Origin of the sequence: Polaribacter sp. Hel1_33_78 (assembly GCF_900106075.1) — a bacterium.
In the GTDB taxonomy this organism is placed as follows: Bacteria; Bacteroidota; Bacteroidia; order Flavobacteriales; family Flavobacteriaceae; genus Polaribacter.
This window is the reverse complement of record NZ_LT629794.1, coordinates 2987577-3006215: the sequence shown is the minus strand read 5'-3', so window position 1 is coordinate 3006215 and position 18639 is coordinate 2987577. Positions and strand designations below refer to the sequence as shown.

The window sequence follows — 18639 nt, the reverse complement described above, 5'->3', positions numbered from 1 at the left end:
AAAACTAAAACAAGAATTATTTGTAAAAACTGTTAAATATCATGTTTCAAGTATATTTTAACGAATACGATTGAGTGGAATAAGACTAAATAAAAGATTTATTTTAAGCCTAGTTTTTCTAAAACTATCGGAACAAGTCTTTCCACAAATTCTGCATAGGCCTCTTTAGAAGGATGGAGACCATCACTTGCAACTAATGCAGGATTTGTTAATCCTTGTTCAGTAATATCAGTAATATTTAAAAAAGTAATATTATTTTGAATGCAGTATGATTGAGTAAAATCATTATATTTTTTAATTTCAGCTGAAATTGTTGAATTTCCATTTCCAAAAGGAGTAAAAGCATAATCTGGAATTGATAAAACGACTAATTTTTTAGAATCTCCTCCAACAGATTGAATAGCTATTTTTACCAATTCAGGAAATTCTTCTTCAAAAATTGAAAAAGCTTTATTTTGATATTGATTATTAACCCCAATTAATAACGTTGCAAAACTATAATTTGAAGTTAGATTTTCTGAGTTGATGGCACTAATTAAATTAGAAGTTGTCCATCCTGTTCTAGCAATTATCTCTAAAGGGAAAGAACTTTTATTGTCTACCCTGATTAAAAGAGAGTCTACCAATTGTACTGGAAATCTACATTTTGCACAGACACTTTGTCCTATAGTATAACTATCTCCTAAGGAAAGTATTTTAAAAGTTCCGTGTTGAGAAACATTTTCATCCTTTATAATTATATCCTCTTCAATTTCTAGTATTTCGTCCTTAGAGCTACTGCAAGAAAAAACCATCAGAAAAAAAACACTGAGGATACTACTATAGAACAGTTTCTTCATCTTCTGTAATGTGATTTTAATTATTTAAAAGCATTTAAACCAGTGACATCTAAACCTGTAATTAATAAATGGATATCATGAGTTCCTTCATATGTAATAACACTTTCTAAATTCATCATATGACGCATAATAGAATATTCACCTGTAATTCCCATTCCGCCTAACATTTGTCTTGCTTCTCTGGCAATTTTTATCGCCATATCAACATTATTTCTTTTCGCCATAGAAATTTGAGCAGAAGTAGCTTTTCCTTCATTTTTTAAAGTGCCTAACCTCCAAGCTAATAATTGCGCTTTGGTGATTTCTGTAATCATTTCAGCTAATTTCTTTTGCTGCAGTTGAAATTGACCAATTGGTTTACCAAATTGCTCACGTTGTTTACAATAGCGTAAAGCAGTATCATAACAATCCATGGCAGCACCAATTGCCCCCCAAGCAATTCCATAACGCGCAGAGTCTAAGCATCCTAAAGGACCTCCAAGTCCAGATTTGTTTGGCAATAGGTTTTCTTTTGGCACTTTTACGTTATCAAAAATAAGCTCACCAGTTGATGATGCTCGTAAAGACCATTTATTATGAGTTTCAGGAGTAGAAAAACCTTCCATTCCGCGCTCTACAATCAATCCATGAATTCTACCTTCTTCATTTTTTGCCCAAACAACAGCAATTTGTGCAAAAGGTGCATTTGAAATCCACATTTTTGCGCCATTTAAAAGATAATGATCTCCCATATCTTTAAATTTTGTTTCCATTCCTGACGGATTAGAGCCGTGATTAGGTTCTGTTAAACCAAAACAGCCCATCCATTCACCCGAAGCTAATTTTGGTAAATATTTTTTACGTTGTTCTTCATTCCCATAAGCATAAATAGGATACATTACTAATGAAGATTGTACAGAAGCGGTAGAACGAACACCAGAATCCCCACGTTCAATTTCTTGCATAATTAACCCGTAAGAAATTTGATCTAAACCTGCACCGCCATATTCTTCAGGAATATAAGGTCCGAAGGCACCAATTTCTGCCAAACCACCAATAATTTGAGTTGGAAACTCTGCTCTTTGAGCGTATTCTTCAATAATTGGAGAGACATCACGTTTTACCCAATCACGAGCTGCTTCACGAATCAATTTGTGTTCCTCGGTCAGTAAATCGTCTAAATTATAATAATCTGGTGCTTGAAATAAATCAGGTTTCATATAGTTTGTCTTAAATGTATAGTTTGTTAAAACTAGAATTTTTATAAATGTCTAATTTCCAACAAATTTATCAAATATTGTTTAATTTTATAATATTTTTAGTTAAAAATGAACATGTAAATATTTAAATAAAAATACATAATTTTTGAAGTTCATGTTGCCAAACCTTTAAAAAGTTATTGATTTCGTTTAAGTTTGTATTGATGAAGTTTACTTTAGGAAAAAAAGAACGATTAAAAAGTAGAAAATTGATAGAAAGACTGTACAAAGAAGGCAAGTCTGTAAAAGCTTTTCCATTAAGGATGGTGTATTTACAAATAGACCATACGTCAAGTTTTCCTGCGCAAGTTGGTGTTTCTGTTGCCAAAAGAAATTTTAAAAAGGCTCCCGATAGAAATCGTTTAAAAAGATTGATGCGTGAAACTTATCGTTTGCAAAAAGAAATTGTGTACAATCATGTTGAGAAACCTTATGTATTTATGATTTCGTATATTGGGAAAGAAGAAAAAGCCTACGAAGAAATTTTTTCTAAAATGGATAAATTATTGAATTTATTTGTGGAGGAAGTAAAAAATAATTCACATGAAAAACTTTAAATTAAAAAAGAATACGATTTTATTTTTATTAGTTGGAACGCTTTTTTTAACGTTTTCATTTAAATCAAAATTCTTTGAAGTTGCAAAACAGATAGAAATCTACAATACACTATTTAAGGAATTAAATATGTATTATATTGACGAAATAAATCCTGCAGAATTTACAAATAAAGCCATAAAAAATACTTTAAAAGATTTAGATCCTTATACAAATTTTTACAATGAACAAGATGTGGAAGACGCCAAAATGAGAAGAGTAGGTGAGTATTCTGGAATTGGTACTGCTGTTTATTATATAAAAAAAGGAATTCAACTAAAGGAGATTTACAAAGGGTTTTCTGCCGATAAAGCAGGCTTAAAAGCAGGAGATGTTATTATTTCTATTGATGGTCAGTCACTTAAAAACATGGAAAGAGAGCAACTTTCTATGTTGTTAAAAGGAGTTCCGGATAGTAAAGTATTTGTAGAAATTGAGCGTCAAGATAAAATTATTAAAAAAGAATTAATAAGAGAGAAAGTTGTTGTTAATCCTGTTCCTTTTTATAAAATGATAGATGATGAAATAGGTTATATTACCTTAACTCGCTTTAACAACAAAGCCTCGTCAGAAGTGAAAAAAGCATACAGATCCTTAAAGAAGGAGGGGATGAAAAGATTGGTGTTTGATTTAAGATATAACCCTGGAGGATCCCTTCTAGAAGCAATTAATATTTCAAACTTTTTTATTCCAAAAGGAAAAGTAATTGTTACCACAAAAGCCAAAATTAAAAAATGGAGTAATACGTATAAAGGAACAAATGAACCTTTAGATTTAAAAATTCCGATCGTAGTTTTGGTTAATGGACGTTCTGCATCGGCATCAGAAATAGTAAGTGGTTCTTTGCAAGATTATGATAGAGCTGTAATTATGGGAGAACGTTCTTTTGGAAAAGGGTTAGTACAACGGTACAGAACTTTAACGTATGGAAATCAATTAAAATTGACAATCTCTAAATATTACACCCCAAGTGGAAGATGTATTCAAGAATTAGATTACACCAATAGAAATGCTAAAACTGGCAAGGTTCCTAAGTTTTCTGATAACCAAATTAATGAATTTAAAACAGAAAATGGAAGAACCGTTTTTGATGGAGGAGGGGTAATGCCTGATGTAGAAATAAAAACATCTAAAAGAACTGATGTTACTAAGAAACTAATAAACTCTAAAGCAATTTTTAACTTTGCTGCTGATTATTATTATAAAAACCCAAAAATTGTAGCTGCTGAAAATTATAAATTTTCAAAGACAGATTTTAAGAGTTTTACTGCTTTTTTAGAAACGGATACAACTTTTGTAACAGAACAAGAGCGTTTGTTTAAGGCGGCATATATGCTTTCTGAAAATAGTAATATTTCCAGAGAATATGAAAAAATAAAGCAGAAATTATTAGTGGCTAAAATTAATGAAATAACTAAAAATCAAGATATTATTAAAGTATTATTAGAAGAAGAGGTTTTAGAAAAATACTATTATAAAGAAGGAGTTTATAGGCATCATTTAAAAAATGATGAAACCATTTCTGAAGCCGTTCAATTGCTTAAAAATGAAGATGCTTATAATAATATTTTATCAGGGAAATAATTTTATATTTGCACCTCAAAAATTAATATGTCAAAAGCCAAAAATATAGAGAGAACAAGAGCTCAAGAATCTACAAATGCCATAGAAAAATTATATATTTCTATGCGTCATTTATTTAGTAGAGGTTTTTATAAGCCAATGGGAATTTCAGGGGAAACTCTGCGTAAATCATTGTTGCTTTTACGACCAGAAATTTATGGTTCTATTGCAGAAGAAAGAACAGAGCTAGATGGTTTAGTTTATGTTATAGAAAGACTTCCAGAAGGAATTGAAGAATGTCAATTTATTAATTTAACGGCAGACGAAGGTTATAAAAACTCTCATTTTGAAGCAATTATTCCGGCAAAAAGAAGAAGGAATTGTTACAGAATTGATAAAGATCAAATGAATATTGAGATTACGAGAGGAAGATCTGAAATCTATGATATTTTAACCCATTTAACTTTTTTATTCGTTGAATCTCATAAGATTCAAGAAAGGGTTTCTCTTAATGATGGAGAAGATTTCATTAGAGAATGGAAATATTTAGAAGACGTTGTTTTATATCATAAATCAATTTCAGAAAAAGAGAAAGAGGTTTTAATAGCCCATTTAGGAAGTATTTTAGGACGGACTTATGACGAAGTTTCAGGACTTTATCAAGTATTTTCATCAGAGAAAAATCCACTTAAATTTTTCAATCTAATTTATTGGTTAGGCAAGTTAGCAATAAATGAAGTCTTTGAAAATAAAAAACGGACAGTTACTTTTAGCTCAGTTTTAATTGAAGAAATTGGTCATCATATATACGGTGAAATTTGGGCTAATAATATTAAAAAAGTGCTGAAAGAAAATGTACTTCTACAAAGACCAATACATATTATTAGTGCGAACATGCATAGTGTTTTAAATGCAATTTATGCAAAAGGTGCTTTACCAGAAGAAGCAAAAAAGTATGAAGGATTTGAATTATATCAATTGCTAAGTAATGCTGATAGTAAACCTTTGCAGAAAAAAGTGAAAGATTATGCTTCACAGAACGGACTGCTCTATGTGAAAGATTCATCTGGAACCAATATTAACGTACAAATAATTGATACGGATAAAATAAATTTTGATGTTTCACCGTTTAGAAAAGTAAATTCTATAGAAGAAAATGCTGTTATTATTGTAATGGACTATGCTTTTGGAGAACAAGCTTTTGAAACCATGGATGAGTTGCTAAAACCTTATGGTGATAAAAAGAATAAAATTCATTTAGATGTAAAGTCGGTTTCCATTATGGGAAAAGCAGGAATTTTAGAAGGAGGGAAAGGAGATGTTATGATACCCTCTGCCCATATTTTTGAAGGAACCGCAGACAATTACCCTTTTAAAAATGAGTTATCTAAAGAAGATTTAGAGGGTTTTGGAGTGCAAGTTTTTGATGGTTCTATGATTTCAGTTTTAGGAACATCATTACAAAATAAAGATTTGTTAAAGTTTTTTCATGATTCTACCTGGAATGTAATTGGTTTAGAAATGGAAGGAGCACATTATCAAAAAGCCATTCAATCTGCATCAAAAATTAGAGGGAATATTTCTGAAAATGTAAAAGTAAGATATGCCTATTATGCTTCAGACAACCCTTTAGAAACCGGAGCAACATTAGCTTCTGGAGGTTTAGGGATGACAGGTGTTACGCCTACATATGCCATCACTCAAAAAATATTAGAACAAATTTTTTAATAGTCAAAGACTAATTTTACAACAAAACGAAAACAATGTCAACAGATCAAAAGAACAACGAAGAAGAGGTAGATTTAGGATCTCTATTTGTCATTATAGGTAGAGGTTTTTCTAATTTTTTCAATTTTATTGGAAATATTTTTAAAGAGATTTTTCATGCCTTAATTGTAACTTTAGTCTTTTTAAAGCTACATATTGTAAAAATTGGAATTGCTGCAATCTTGGGAGGAGTTTTAGGAATCTATCTAGAAGTTAAAACACCTGAAAGATTTGGTTCAGACTTATTGGTAGAGCCTAATTTTAAAAGTGCAAGACAATTATATAACAATGTAAATTATTATAATGATTTAGTGAAGCAAAAAGATACTGCCAGTTTAGCACAAACTTTTAAGCTAGATAAAGAAACGGCTGCTTCTCTTAAGGAATTCACGATAGAACCAGTAAGAAAGGAGAATGACATTATAAATTCTTACAATGATTTTATATTAAAGGTAGATACTACCACAGTAAAAAGCTACACATTTGAGGAGTTTAAGGCCTCTTTTAAAGATCTAGATTATAAAATTCATCAAATTAATGTAATTGCCGAAAAAAATGATGTTTTTAAAAGTTTAGATGATGTAATTATTTCGTCAGTTGTAAAAAACAAATATTTTAATAGACTAAAATATTTAACAAACGAAAATCTAAACAGAACAGATTCTCTTTTAAGACAAAACCTAGGGCAAATAGACTCCTTAAGAAAAGTCTATATGCAAGTGATGATTGAAGAAGCCAAAAAGCAAAGTTCAGGAACCAATATTGATTTAGGAGGAACAAAAAGAACGACGAAAGAATTGGAATTATTTGAAACCAATAGAAAAATAAATGCTGATTTAGAAGGTGTAGTTATCGAGAGATCAGAAAAATATGAAGTAATTAATGTTATTTCAAACTTCCAACCGATAGGTTATCAAATAAAGGGAGTAACTAAGAATTATGTGTTTTTATTAGCCGCTTTTGGGGCAATGCTTATGGTCTTATTTTTATTATTAAAGCAATTAAATAATTATTTAAATAATTATAAAAAATAAGAACCGAAAGGTCTCTTCTTAGAGCAGGAGAATTATGTTTTATAAAGAGATTTTGCCATCTTTAATGCAAGTATTTCAATGTGAATAAGTTTTAGAAGGGATATAAGGTTAAAGCTAGGTTCTATAAAATACATTGAACATAGAAGTAGTTTTATTACAAAAGAAGAGTTAAAGAAATTAGCAAGGCTTCTGCTAAAAAATTGGCCATGAAAAAAAATTGAGAAAGATATAATGGTAATTAGAGAAACTAATTTAGAAGGGTGTTTTATAATTGAACCCGCAATTTTTAATTATGGAAGAGAATCTTTTTTTGAAAGTTTTAATCAAAAAATTTTTGAAGAAAAAACAGGACTAAAAGTCAACTTTATACAAGATAATCAATCAATTTCTCAAAGAGGTGCATTACAGGGTTTGCATTTACAAAAAGGGGAGTTTGCTCAGGCAAAATTAGTGCGAGTTATTAAAGGTAGGGTTTTAGATGTTGCTGTTGATATAAGGCCTGGGTCAAAAACATATGGTGAACACGTCTCAATTATTTTGTCAGAAAAAAATAAAAAACAACTATTTGTTCCAAGAGGATTTGCTCATGGATATTCTGTTTTAGAAGACAATACTGTGTTTTCTTATAAATGTGACAATTATTATTGTCCTAATCACGAAGGAGGTATTGTATTTAATGACGAAGACCTTAATATAGATTGGGTATTAAATAAGGAGGAGGTTTTGTTATCTTTAAAAGACAATAAATTAATGCCCTTTAAAGAGCTTACATAGAGTCATTAGACATTTAAATTAATATTATACTTTCTGTAAGATTTTTTTATGATCAATTTTTTTAATAAATTAACTAACTTAGACAGTCATACGAAAGAGGTTTTTTTAAAATCTTCTACAACGATTATTATTCAGATTATAGGTGTTTTAGCAAGATTAATTACAAGTATTATTCTTGGAAGAATTCTTGGAGCAGCTGGTTTGGGAGAAGTGAATTTAATTAACCAAGTCATCACAATTGTTATGGTCATATCCATGTTTGGTATGGATCATGTTTTGGTGAAAAAGATAGCTATAGGATATTCTAATAATAGTTCTAATACTATTGGAAATACAATCTTTACGGCATTATTAGTTAACGTTTCCATTGCAATTATATTAACAGTTTTAGGAGTTTTTGGTTCAGGATATATTGCTTCTTTTTTTAATAATACAAAACTTCAAATTCCATTAATTATTGGGTTTATTGTTATTGTTCCTCAAACGATTGGGAGTGTATTTGTTTCTGGTATTAATGGATATAGAAAGATCTGGCAAAGTAGGTTATTCAAAGACTTTTTAACTTCATTAATTGTGTTATTAGGTGTTGGTTTGTATCTTCTTTTTAATATTGAAATAACTTTAATCTCTATAATTTTAATTTATGCAATTGGTCGTATAATTACTTTTATAGTTGCAACTATTTATTGGAAGCACCTCTATAGACCGGTTTTTACGAGGGGATTTATTGATAGAACAATGCTTAAAATGGCTGTTCCTTTACTTTTTGTTTCTGCTACGACATTGCTTGCTTCCTCTGTTGATATATTAATGTTAGGTTGGTTGAGTGATACTTCTAAAGTTGGTTTATATACTGTAGCCACAAGATTAGTTTTGTTTGTTGCCTTTTTTTTACAAATTACAAATGCTGCAATTTCACCCAAAATCGCAACTTTCTTTGCTAATAATCAATTAAAGGAAATGAATATAATGGTAAAGCAAGTAACATTTTGGCTTATCATTATTGGTTTAATTTCTACATTATTTTTCTTGATATTTGGTAAATCTATTTTAGGGTTTTGGGGTAGCGAATTTTCTGGAGCTTATATTTGTTTAATAATTTTATGTTTTGGTCAGTTTATGAATATTTCTACTGGGTGTTCAGGGGTCTTATTAATTATGTGTGGTCATGAAAAAGTTTTTAGTTATATATCGGGCTTTTTTTTAATGCTAAATATTGTTTTAAATTACTTCTTAATAATTAGATATCATGAAGTTGGTGCAGCTATAGCAACAACTATAACAATGGTTGGAGAAAATATTACTCGAGTTATTGTTGCAAAACAAAAAACAGGTGTTTTAACTACACCAATAGGTTTATTGAGAAAATAATGATTTCTCATAATTTAAAAATTGATAAAAAATGCAAATAACAGCGATAATTGTTACTTATGCGGATAGATTTAATTTACTTAATCAAGTTATTGATTCTTGTTTTAAAAGTAGTGTTTCTAATATTGTAGTGGTGGATAATGATTCTCATGAAAATAGTAAGAGTCAGCTTAGAAATTTGTTAGAAAACCATAAAGATACAATAACAGTGTTATGGAATACATCTAACTTAGGTTCTGCAAAGGCATATAAACAAGGTCTGCAAGAAGCTAATAGAGCAAATAGTTGTGATTATATTTGGTTGTTAGATGATGATAATAAACCGAAAGAAAAAGCTTTAGAAACTTTAAAAAAATATTGGAAAAAAAAACCAAAAGATGTGGCTGCTTTATTATCATTTAGACCAGATCGAGAACAATATAAACAAGCTGTTATAGAAAATAATCCTAATTTAGTTTTAGGAAAGAAGAATAGCTTTTCTGGTTTTCATTTTAAACAAAAAATCACTAAAATTTTTTCTAAAAAAGCAACCACTGATAATAAGAGAATAGTTGGTGAAATTGCTTATGCTCCATATGGTGGGATGTTTTTTCATAAATCTATTATTGATGAAATAGGATATCCTAATGAAGATTATTTTTTATATTCAGATGATCATGATTGGAGTTATCGAATAACCAAGGCAAATAAAAAGATTTATTTAGTCTTAAATAGCATCATTGACGATATAGATACATCTTGGGGGTTAATAGATAAAAAAAGCACCACTTTTACAAAAATAAAAAACGCTCCTTCTCTAAGGGTATATTACAATGTTAGAAACCGAATGTTATTCGAAAAGAACTATCTTATAAGTAATAAACTAAGTTATAATATTAACAAGTTTACTTTTACTTTACTTCTATTCTGTTTTTGTTTTAGGAGTAAGAATTTTAAAGTTTTTAAGAAGGCTGTTAATCATGCTAATAATAATAACCTCGTAAAGTTTTAATGAAGATCGCAATTATAAATACATTATATGCACCAAATAAAGTTGGTGGAGCAGAAAAATCTGTACAAGCATTAGCAGAAAATTTTTCTGCTTTAGGTAATGATATTATTGTAATATGCCTTGGCAAAGAAGATGTTAGTTATAAGTTAAATGGGGTAACCATTTATACTGTTAAAATTAAAAATGACTATTGGCCATTTGATACTGCTAATAAAAGTTCTTTTGAAAAATTGAAATGGCATTTAAAAGACGCAAGTAATAATAAATATAATGATTTTTTACACAATCTATTTTTAAGTTATAAACCTGATGTTTTATTTACTAATAATATTAGTGGTTTTTCTACTAAAGTTTGGAGAACTGCATCTAATCTGAATATAAAAATAGTTCATACTCTAAGAGATTATTATTTACAGTGCCCTAAAACAACAAAATTCAAGGGTAATTTAAATTGTTTAACCCTTTGTAATGATTGTAAATTACTGTCTTTACCAAAGAAAAAAGATTCTTCTAAAATTAATTATTTAATTGGGATTAGTAATTATATATTGAATGATCATATTGATAAAGGATATTTTAATGGAGTCGAAAATGAAGTAATCTTTAATGGCTTTGAAATTCCTGAAAAAAAAATTCCTGAAAAAAAAAATACTAATACATTTGGATTTATTGGACAAGTAAATGAATCAAAAGGAATTGAATTAATTCTTGAAAGTTTTTCTAAGATATCTAGTTCTTCTTGGAGATTTTTAATTGCAGGAGCCGTTGATGAAAAATATTTAAAACAATTAAATAAAATAAATAGTAGTGTTCAAATTGAATATTTAGGATACATGGATAGTTCTAAGTTTTTCGAAATGATAGATGTTTTAATTGTACCATCATTGTGGAATGAGCCATTTGGAAGAGTAGTTCTAGAGTCAATAATAAATAAAAAGCCTGTAATAGCAAGTGATAAAGGAGGTATTCCAGAGATTTTATCAAATAATAAGCAATTTATTTTTTCTCCGAAAGTAAATGAATTGACAGTTTTATTAGAAAAAATTATAGCGAATTCAAATTTTTTAGATGAATTTAAATTTGAAAACAAATATTTAGAGAAATTTACTATTAAAAATACCGTTCAAAAATATTTAGAAGTTTTTAATAAAATAATAAGAGATTAGTTTATGAAGGTGAAATTAAATAAATTTTTCTATTGGTCTATTTTGTTTCAAATTATGGCAACACAAGGTGTATTGTCTTTTATCATATTTAAATATTTGGGTAATTGGGAAATTAAAAAAATTCTCCACCCGATCTCCTTTTTTTTAGTAGTATTAGTTTTTATAGTAAAATCTTCAAAAATAATAAAAATAACGATTCTTGATATTCTCTTTTTTGGTTATTTTATAATTTTATTTTTAGTAATGCTCTTTAATATTGACAGTTTAGAAAGTGCTTATATTGTTTTTAGAGAAGTATATTTTGTGTTTATATTAATATTTATTTTTAGTCAGATTGAAATTCGACAAGAGCAATGGAATAATGTTTTGAATTTAATTTTTTATTTATTGATTTTAAATTCAATATTTATATTACTTACCAACTATTTAGGCCCAGAAAAGTATATGATGATGATTACTGGAAAATATCAATGGGGAATAGATCCAGAGTATAAATTTAAAATTTCTAATTTTTATAAATTTTGGAGGTCTCCAGCCTTAATAGGAGATGCAGCTTCAGTAGGGTATTTTAGTGTTATAGGGTATCTTTTAATGGATCAAAACGAAAAGTTTAAGAATAAAAAATATATAGCATTATTTCCTCTAGTCTTTTCTTTTGTTAGAAGTGCTTATATCGTATTTTTTATATATGAATTTTTAAAATTTTTCACAAAAAAGAAAAACCTTAAAATTTTAGTATTAATTTTTAAAATTGGGATGCCACTTTTATTAATATTTGGATTTTTTCTGTCTAAATATGATGTTTTGTCTCTAGAGTCTCTGCAAGAAAGATTTTATCTTTGGGGAAATGAGACAGAAATAGAATACAATTCTCTTTTTGGTGGTGCAATTGGTAATGTTGGTGGAGGAGCAAGAGGACAAGGATTTATAGCTACAATTGATAGTTACTGGTTGTTTTTGTTATTTTCATCAGGTTTAATGGGGATAGGTTTAACTATTTTGTTTGTATATGAGAAAAGTATAAAAACAAATAAATTTTTATTCATTCTAATTTCGTTTTTATTCGCAGGTCTGTTTGTGAGCCTTACACAGAGTTTAGTCTTTCTTGCATTATTTCCATTACTTTTTGTGAGGTTAAAAAATATTAATTAGATGAAAGGGAAATTAAATAAAACTTTTATTTATCTAACTTTTATACTGGGATGCTTTCCTATTCTTACTTTTGGAATGAGAAGTATATTAACCATAGTATGGAGTGTTTTAGGGATATACATGTTTTTTTTATCTAAAAAGAAACTTAAGCTAAGTCTAGATATTTTAATATTTATATTTCCTTATGTATTAATTTCATTATCTCTTTTATATTCAACAAATATAGAATATGGGGGAGGAGTATTATTAAAAATGCTTTCTTTTTTAATTTTCCCAATAATTTTTTATTTAAATAAAGATTATTTTTCTGAAAAAAAGGTTCATAAAATTTTAGATTTCTTTTCTGTTTCTGTTCTAATTCTAATAATATTCCAGGTAACACAGGTTCTAATTAATTTTGACTTTATATCATCAACTATAACTCTACAAGAAATAAAATCAAATGGATATGGTCATATAAATGAAATAGCCTCAGATAAAATAGATCAAATAAAGTTAAGAAGATTCCGGAATTTTATAATAAAAATCTCAAATACTCATACTACATATCAAGGCCTTTGGATTTGTTTAACAATCTTTTATCTTGGTGTAAAGTCGTTTGTTTCAGAAAAAAAAGTTGTAAAAATTATTAGCATAGTTTTAATTGCAATTTTTATTCTATGGCTTTATCTAATTTCTGCAAGAATGCCTTTTATAGCACTTATTGTTTCTTTAGTTTTATTCATTGTAATTTTCTCTAAACTACCATTAAAGAAAAAAGTACAGGTATCACTAATTCCGTTTTTTGTTTTAGTAGGTTTATTATCATTTAAGAATCCGTTTTCTACGAGAGTTAAAGAGTATTATAATACTGGTTTTTCTGTTCTTGGTGAAACATCTCGAGCACGTGATTTTAATTCATCTAATGTAAGAAATGGAGTGTACTATTGTGATGTAAAATTAATAAAAGAAGCTCCTTTTTTAGGAGTTGGTTTAGGGGATATTCAAGATGAATTAGATAAGTGTTATAAATTTAGTCTTGGTGCAAAAGTATATACATGGCATATATATAATTCCCATAACCAATATGCCTTTTTTTGCATTGCTTCTGGTGTTCTAGGGTTAATGTCGTTTTTATCATTGATATTGATCAACTTTTTTAATTCTTATAAGAATAAAAATGTTTTATTATTTTATATAACAAGTATTACGACTTTAGTGTTTTTTACAGAAAACCTTTTACAAAGATCAGATGGCCTATTTTTTTATAGTTTTTTTATAAGTTTGTTATTCTTTAATAAACTAAAAAAAAGTAGATTAAACTTCTAACTCTATAATTGATGTTAGTTTTTTTGCGGACATATCCCAACTAAATCTAGAGGTGTTTTTGTGGCCTTTTTTTACTAGTTCATCTCTTCTTTCTTTATTATTTATAAGGAATTCAAGTTTATCTTTAATGCTCTCAATAGACTCTGGTTCGCAATATTCGACAGAATCAAGGTATACTTCTGGTAAAGAAGTTTTATTAGAAACGATACACGGACATCCACAAGCTTGAGCCTCAAGAGGAGGCATTCCAAAACCTTCAAATAAAGAAGCATATATAAAAATAGATGCACGATTATAAAGCTTTATTAAATCATTATCGTTTAAATAACCAGTAAATATAATATTTTCATTAGCTGATTCTTTGTTTATATTTATTTCGGAAAAAGACTTTGATTTTGCTCCCACAAAATATAGTTTATAATCGGTGTCTAATTGTTGATAAGCGTTAATTATGCGATTAAAATTTTTTCTTGGATCAAGTGAAGAAACTGCTAAAATTATTTTTTCTCGTTTTAAGCTTAAATTTTTAAAATGATTGCTTTGAGCACAGTAGACAACCTCAGTATTATTTATCTTAAAATGCGTCTCGATATCTTTTTTCACATAATTACTAACGGTTATAACTCTTAGCGCATTTCTTGCTGATATAGGCACAAAAATATTATATGCCTTTTGAAATAGGTATGAGAAAGTTTCAGGATAATATTTAAAAGCTAAGTCATGAACATAGGTGATTTTATTTTTATAATATACAGGACCAATACCACCAAAATTAAGAAGAATTGGGTTATTGTTCTTTTTTAAAAAATTAATTAGATCTATTTGTTCCCATAAATGACCTTTAAAGCTTCCAAATTGTTTTACATCGTAAGTATTTAGCTTGTTTTTATTCATTAAATGACCTTTTGGAGCAACAAATACTATTTTTTTATTTTTTATTTCTTTCGGAAAACGATTACAAATTTCAATAGCATATCTTTGAACTCCAGTTGTATTTTGAGTAAGAAAACGCGCGTTTATAACAATCATTATTAATTTATTTGATATTAATTTTTTTTTTGTTCAAAAATAGCTTAACTAATTTTAAGAAAGAAAGATACAAAGAAAAAATATTGATAGTATGGTAAAAATTCTTCATATTTCTAGACCGGTAGCTGGCGTGGGTGTTTATATTTCTTTACTATCCAAGTACATTAATAGTAACCAATTTTCTAATGCAATAATATGCAATACTAATGAAAAAATTATTGCAATTAACAATGATTTAGATCTAAAAATAGATCATTTTCATTGTAATATTAAAAGAGAGATTCGTCTTGTTAACGATCTAAAATGTTTAATTAAAATATATAAAATAGTTAAACAACTAAAACCAAACATTATCCATTGTCATAGTGCAAAAAGTGGTATTTTAGGAAGATTAGTTGGGTTTTTAACTAAAACTAAGACTATTTATACACCACATGCTTATTCATATTTAAGCGCAGAATCTAAAAAACAACAATTTATTTTAAAAAACATCGAAAGATTTTTTAGTCTTTTGCCTTCAACGACTATAGCTTGTTCAGCTTCTGAATACAAAAGAGCTTTAGTTGATTTAAAAATACCAAAAGAAAAAATAGCTCTTTGGAACAACTCAATTGAGAATAAAATTTTATTATCTACGAGTAATTTTTTAACTAAACTTCCAAAAGAATATATTTGTTCTATTGGAAGGCCATCTTTTCAAAAAAATACAGAATTATTAGTTGAAGCTGTAACTAAAATAAAAAATACACACAACAATATACATTTGGTAATTTTAGGAGTTGGTTTTTATTCTCCAACATTAGAAAAAATTGAAAAGAGTATTTTAGATAATAATCTTTCTGAAAATATTACACTAATACCTTGGCTAAAAAGAGACGAGAGTTTAGCAATACTCAATAAAAGTTTAGTATATGTTTCTTCGTCAAGATATGAGGGGTTGCCATATTCGGTTATAGAAGCTTTGTCTTTAAGTAAACCATGTGTTTTAACTAATGTAGATGGTAATAAAGATTTGATAAAAAATAACTATAATGGCTTTTTGGTTAAACAAGATGCAAATCAAATGGCAGAAAGTATAAGTAAAATTTTAGATGACATTGTTTTAAGAAAAAGAATGGCGAAAAATTCAAGAATAGAATTTGAAAATTTATATGATATTAAAAAAAATATAAAAACATTAGAAAACTTATATTTTCAAAAAATAAAATAACTTCAAGAAAATAGATTATTTTTAAGACTTCCGTTATAAATTATTTTAAATATCATAATATTTACTTATTTAGTTTTTGAGATATAATTTGTTAATATGTGCATTATGCTCTTTCGGTGAATTAAATCCAAAGGGTCTTTGTCGTCTAAGTTACCGAACTTATTAGCTTCAGGATGTAAAACTTTAGTCATTACAGATAAAGATAGTGAAATAGAGTTATTGTTTAATTTACAAAATATTGGAACAGTAATAAATTCTTGGAATTTTACAATCATTTTAAAAACTATTCAAAGTATTTTATCTAAAGATATAGATGTTGTTTTTCAAAAAGAAATAGCAAAAGAATTATTCACTATTGATAAAATGATTTATAAAATTTTAAATTAAAACAACCTATATTTGCCGTAAAAAAATAATATTGAATAAAAGATACTCATATTTAATAAAACCATTACAGATTTTTTTGGATGTTTTTATTCTTAATTTTATTACTTATATATTATATGATAAAGAGTATTTATATTTTGGATTATATATTACTTTATTTTGGCTTTTTGAAAGTTATTTCTTTGGTTTCTATAATGTATATAGATATACAAGACCTCTGAGGTTATTGAGTATTTTAGTTAAACAATTCTTAATTTTTATTCTTGGATATTTTGCGTATTTCGGTGTTTTTAGAGAAGGGATCGCAGTTCATAATCAGTTCTCAATTTTAATTTTTATTATTACAGGTATTTCTTTAATAAAGTTTTCATGGCTTTTCTTATTAAAAAGATACAGGTCATTGGGCAATAACGCTAGAACTACAGTTGTTGTTGGCTTCGATGGCTCTTCAAAAAATATTATTAAACTTTTTAAAAGTAAATCTAATTTAGGATATAAGTTCTTGGGTTTTTTTTCGAGTAAAATTTATAAGGACAATGATTATTTAGGATATATAGAAACTGTTTTCGCATATGCTACAAATAATTTGGTTGATGAAATTTATTGTTCATTAACCTCTCTAAGTAAAGATCAAATAAATAAAATAAAAAAGTTTGCAATTGAAAAAGAGATTATTGTAAAGTTAATTCCAAATTCGAATGAGTTATACAGCAAAAATCAAATTATAGAGTATTATGATGATGCTTTACTGGTTTTAAATGTCAAGAAATTACCATTTGAGTTTGCAGAAAATTTTTATGTCAAGAGAATTTTTGATATTGTATTTTCTTTATTCGTATGTGTTTTTTTGCTTTCTTGGTTATGGCCACTTCTATGGATAGTGGTTAAGTTAGAATCAAAAGGGCCTTTACTTTTTAAACAAAAAAGAGAAGGAATAAATGTAGAAAAGTTTGTTTGTTACAAATTTAGATCAATGAGAATGAATAACCTTTCTCATAAAGTTCATGCTACAAAAAATGATAATAGAGTAACTAAAATAGGTTCTTTTTTAAGAAAAACAAGCATGGATGAATTACCACAATTTATAAATGTTTTATTAGGAGACATGAGTGTAGTTGGTCCCAGACCTCATTTAGAAAGCCTGTCTTTAGAATATCAAAAAGATGTTAAGGATTATCTAAAAAGACATATTGTAAAACCAGGGATTACTGGTTTAGCACAAATAAGTGGTTATAGAGGAGAAGTAAAAAAGAAGTCGGATATTAAAAACCGAGTGCGTTTAGATATTTTTTATATAGAAAACTGGTCTTTTTTGTTAGATCTTAAGATTATTATTAAAACCGTTTTAAATGTTTTTAAAGGAGATGAAAAAGCATATTAAGTAGAATGAAAGAGAAATTAGATATTACAGCATCTATCGTGCTATATAATGAAAATTTAGAGGAACTTACAAAAACTGTAAACTGTTTCTTAAGAGTGCCTTTGAAAAAGAGACTTTTCTTAATAGATAACACCCAAAATAAGCTTTTTCAAAATATTTTTAAAAAACAAGAAATAGAGTATATAGCAGTTGGTAAGAATATTGGTTTTGGAGCAGGTCATAATATGGTTAAAGATAGAATTAGTAATAACTCTAACTTTCATTTAATATTAAATCCAGATGTTAATTTTCAGGAAGGAGTTATACCCAATTTGATTATAGAATTAAAGAAAGATGAAAATGTTTCAATGATAGCTCCAAAAGTATTGTTTCCAAACGGAGATCACCAATATTCTTGCCGAAGATATCCACTTCTTTCAGAGTTATTTGCTAGAAGATTTACCTTTATGAAGCCAATTTTTAAATCAACAGTTTATAAAGGTCAGTACAAAGATAAAGACTTAAATAATTCTTTTTTTGCAGAATTTATTACTGGCTGTTTTCATTTATATAAAACCAATGATTTTTTAAAATTAGAAGGTTTTGATGAGCGTTATTTTTTATACATGGAAGATGTTGATATTTGTAGAAAAATAGATAATTTAGGAAAAAAGAAAATATATTATCCAAAAGAAGAAATAACGCATGTATTAAAAAAAGGATCATCAAAAAGTATGAAATTATTTTTTAGGCATACCTTATCTGCTATTAAATATTTTTTAAAATGGTAATTCTAGCTTAAAATTAGCTTTATATTGTAAAAATGAAGAGTTTATAGAGATGTCATTCTTAAAAA

The 18639-nt window shown here is 27.5% G+C and carries 17 protein-coding genes; 14 read left to right on the top strand and 3 right to left on the bottom strand.

Annotated elements, in window-relative coordinates:
• Positions 1-98: 98 nt before the first annotated feature.
• A complete protein-coding gene (locus tag BLT88_RS13065; RefSeq protein ID WP_091955298.1) occupies positions 99-839 on the bottom strand; it encodes an SGNH/GDSL hydrolase family protein in 741 nt (246 codons plus the stop codon).
• 20 nt (positions 840-859) lie between these two features.
• A complete protein-coding gene (locus tag BLT88_RS13060; RefSeq protein ID WP_091955296.1) occupies positions 860-2038 on the bottom strand; it encodes an acyl-CoA dehydrogenase family protein in 1179 nt (392 codons plus the stop codon).
• 203 nt (positions 2039-2241) lie between these two features.
• Between BLT88_RS13060 and rnpA the strand changes: the two genes are divergently transcribed.
• The 10 genes from rnpA (at position 2242) to BLT88_RS13010 (ending at position 13797) form a co-directional block, all read left to right on the top strand.
• Complete coding sequence (rnpA, locus tag BLT88_RS13055; protein ID WP_091955293.1) at positions 2242-2634, top strand: ribonuclease P protein component; 393 nt, start codon at positions 2242-2244, stop codon at positions 2632-2634.
• Complete coding sequence (locus BLT88_RS13050; RefSeq protein WP_091955291.1) at positions 2621-4255, top strand: S41 family peptidase; 1635 nt, start codon at positions 2621-2623, stop codon at positions 4253-4255. The genes rnpA and BLT88_RS13050 overlap by 14 nt, the downstream gene beginning before the upstream one ends.
• Positions 4256-4282: 27 nt before the next feature.
• On the top strand, positions 4283-5962 hold the full coding sequence (locus BLT88_RS13045; RefSeq protein WP_091955288.1) for a hypothetical protein: 1680 nt from the start codon (positions 4283-4285) through the stop codon (positions 5960-5962).
• A gap of 35 nt (positions 5963-5997) precedes the next feature.
• Positions 5998-7035, top strand: coding sequence for a hypothetical protein (locus tag BLT88_RS13040; RefSeq protein WP_091955287.1), 1038 nt, complete (start codon positions 5998-6000; stop codon positions 7033-7035).
• Between the two features lie 231 nt (positions 7036-7266).
• Positions 7267-7809 (top strand): dTDP-4-dehydrorhamnose 3,5-epimerase, encoded by a 543-nt coding sequence (gene rfbC, locus BLT88_RS13035; RefSeq protein WP_091955284.1) that lies wholly within the window; start codon positions 7267-7269, stop codon positions 7807-7809.
• A gap of 48 nt (positions 7810-7857) precedes the next feature.
• Entirely contained in the window at positions 7858-9180 is a 1323-nt protein-coding gene (locus BLT88_RS13030; RefSeq protein ID WP_091955281.1) for an oligosaccharide flippase family protein, read from the top strand.
• 31 nt (positions 9181-9211) lie between these two features.
• On the top strand, positions 9212-10171 hold the full coding sequence (locus BLT88_RS13025; protein ID WP_091955280.1) for a glycosyltransferase: 960 nt from the start codon (positions 9212-9214) through the stop codon (positions 10169-10171).
• Positions 10171-11337, top strand: a complete 1167-nt coding sequence (locus tag BLT88_RS13020) for a glycosyltransferase family 4 protein (protein WP_091955278.1) — start codon at positions 10171-10173, stop codon at positions 11335-11337. The genes BLT88_RS13025 and BLT88_RS13020 overlap by 1 nt, the downstream gene beginning before the upstream one ends.
• Positions 11338-11580: 243 nt before the next feature.
• Positions 11581-12489, top strand: coding sequence for a hypothetical protein (locus BLT88_RS13015; protein WP_157691231.1), 909 nt, complete (start codon positions 11581-11583; stop codon positions 12487-12489).
• Positions 12490-13797, top strand: a complete 1308-nt coding sequence (locus BLT88_RS13010; protein WP_091955273.1) for an O-antigen ligase — start codon at positions 12490-12492, stop codon at positions 13795-13797. It begins immediately after the preceding gene.
• Here BLT88_RS13010 and BLT88_RS13005 read toward each other — a convergent pair.
• A complete protein-coding gene (locus tag BLT88_RS13005; RefSeq protein ID WP_157691229.1) occupies positions 13786-14691 on the bottom strand; it encodes a glycosyltransferase family 1 protein in 906 nt (301 codons plus the stop codon). The two genes, BLT88_RS13010 and BLT88_RS13005, sit on opposite strands and share 12 nt — an antisense overlap.
• Before the next feature lie 226 nt (positions 14692-14917).
• On the opposite strand from BLT88_RS13005, the gene BLT88_RS13000 reads away from it, so the two are divergent.
• The 4 genes from BLT88_RS13000 to BLT88_RS12985 all read left to right on the top strand — a co-directional run bounded on the left by BLT88_RS13000 (position 14918) and on the right by BLT88_RS12985 (position 18574).
• The gene (locus BLT88_RS13000) at positions 14918-16036 is read left to right on the top strand and encodes a glycosyltransferase (protein ID WP_091955268.1); all 1119 of its coding nucleotides are present in this window, start codon (positions 14918-14920) and stop codon (positions 16034-16036) included.
• 138 nt (positions 16037-16174) lie between these two features.
• On the top strand, positions 16175-16423 hold the full coding sequence (locus BLT88_RS12995) for a hypothetical protein (protein WP_091955266.1): 249 nt from the start codon (positions 16175-16177) through the stop codon (positions 16421-16423).
• Between the two features lie 31 nt (positions 16424-16454).
• The gene (locus tag BLT88_RS12990) at positions 16455-17804 is read left to right on the top strand and encodes an exopolysaccharide biosynthesis polyprenyl glycosylphosphotransferase (protein ID WP_091955264.1); all 1350 of its coding nucleotides are present in this window, start codon (positions 16455-16457) and stop codon (positions 17802-17804) included.
• Between the two features lie 5 nt (positions 17805-17809).
• Positions 17810-18574 (top strand): glycosyltransferase family 2 protein, encoded by a 765-nt coding sequence (locus BLT88_RS12985; protein WP_091955262.1) that lies wholly within the window; start codon positions 17810-17812, stop codon positions 18572-18574.
• Positions 18575-18639: the final 65 nt, after the last annotated feature.